The 1,766-nt window shown below is 67.5% G+C and carries 1 protein-coding gene; it reads left to right on the forward strand.

Annotated features, from left to right (window positions below; genetic code table 11):
• The first annotated feature begins 57 nt into the window (after positions 1-57).
• Entirely contained in the window at positions 58-1,752 is a 1,695-nt protein-coding gene (locus AB0389_RS37790; protein ID WP_366400121.1) for an ISAzo13 family transposase, read from the forward strand.
• Positions 1,753-1,766: the final 14 nt, after the last annotated feature.

Raw genomic sequence — 1,766 nt, forward strand, 5'->3', positions numbered from 1 at the left:
TTAGGGCCTGCCGGGAAACAAGCCGTCGCTTTCGGCTCCGAGGCTCGTTGCCATGGCATGGGGAGTCCGAAGGGGATCGAGGCGGTCCTGGCCGCGAAGTTCGCGACGCTGTTCCCGCATCTCGATGAGCGGCAGCGGCGGCTGGCCATAGGAGCAGAAGCACGGTCGCTGGGCCATGGAGGCATCAGGCTCGTCGCTCGTGCGGCCGGAGTCCGGGAGGGCACCGTGTCGTGCGGGGTGACGGAACTGGAATCCGGCGAGGCGCCGTTGAGGCGGGTGCGCCGGCCCGGTGGGGGCCGCAAGCGTGCGGTGGACCTGGATCCGGGCCTTCGGCCCGCGTTGCTGGCCTTGGTGGAACCGGATGTACGCGGGGACCCGATGTCGCCGCTGCGCTGGACGACGAAGTCGACCCGGCAACTGGCTGCGGAGCTGACCCGGCAGGGGCACCGGGTCTCGGCGGACACCGTGGCGGCCGTGCTGAGAGAGGAAGGCTTCAGCCTCCAGGGCAACGCCAAGACCATCGAAGGCGCCCAGCACCCGGATCGTGATGCGCAGTTCTGCTATATCAACGGCCAGGTCAAGGACTTCCAGGCCACCGGAGATCCGGTGATCAGCGTGGATACCAAGAAGAAGGAGCTGGTCGGCAACTACAAGAACGCCGGCCGCGAGTGGCACCGCGAAGGTGAGCCGGTCCGGGTTCGCACCCACGACTTCCCCGATGCCGATCTGGGCAAGGCTGTCCCCTACGGGATTTACGACCTGACCGCGGACACGGGCTGGGTCAATGTCGGCACCGACCACGACACCGCAGCCTTCGCAGTCGCCTCCGTTCGCCGCTGGTGGCACGCGGTTGGGCGTGACACCTATCCGCGTTCGCACCGTCTGCTGATCACTGCGGACGCGGGCGGCTCCAACGGCTACCGCACCCGGGCCTGGAAGTTCGAGCTGGCCGCGCTGGCTGTCGAGACCGGCCTGGAGATCACCGTGTCTCACTTTCCTCCGGGCACATCCAAGTGGAACCGAATCGAGCACCGACTGTTCTGCCACATCACGATGAACTGGCGGGGCAGGCCGCTGACCAGCCATGAAGTCATCGTGAAAAGCATCGCAGCGACCACCACCCGCTCGGGACTGACAGTCCGCGCCGAACTCGACACCGCCCTCTACAAGACCGGCGTCCGCATCAGCGACGGGCAGCTGAACGCCCTGCCACTGAGCCGCCATGACTGGCACGGCGACTGGAACTACACCCTCCGCCCCCAGGAACACCGCCGGGACGGCGTCCTTCCGATCCCGCCCCAGAACGAAGCCGGACCCGGCCGCGACTGGCTGACCCATCCCGCCCTCACCGGCATCCCGCAGGGGCAGTGGGACTCGCTGGTCACCGAGTTGGCAGCGGCCCGCGCCGCTCAGCGGGAGGCAGACCTCCATCAGCGACGCGGCGGTGACCGGCAGAAGACCCCTGCCGCCGGCCTCTACACCGGCCGACGCCCCGGCCTCACCCTGGTCGACCGGCTCCTGGCCACCGTCCTCTACCAGAGGTTCATGCTCCCCCAAGTCGTCATCGCCCGGCTCTTCACCGTGACACCCGTGACCCTCAACCGTGCCATCAGCCAAACCCGCCGGCTCCTCCACGACATCGGACACGCAATCGAACCCGCCGAGACGCAACTGGCCACCCTCGACGATCTCACCGACCTCACCGCACACCTCGGAATTCCCAACCCAGAGATCAAGACGACGAGTTATTGATCAGCAGGCCCTTA

The organism is Streptomyces sp. NPDC093109 (assembly GCF_040701725.1).
Taxonomy (GTDB): domain Bacteria; phylum Actinomycetota; class Actinomycetes; order Streptomycetales; family Streptomycetaceae; genus Streptomyces.

Bases quoted from the DNA above. Each gene is read 5' to 3' on its own strand.
- AB0389_RS37790 (WP_366400121.1), top strand. From the start codon at position 58: ATGGGGAGTCCGAAGGGGATCGAGGCGGTCCTGGCCGCGAAGTTCGCG.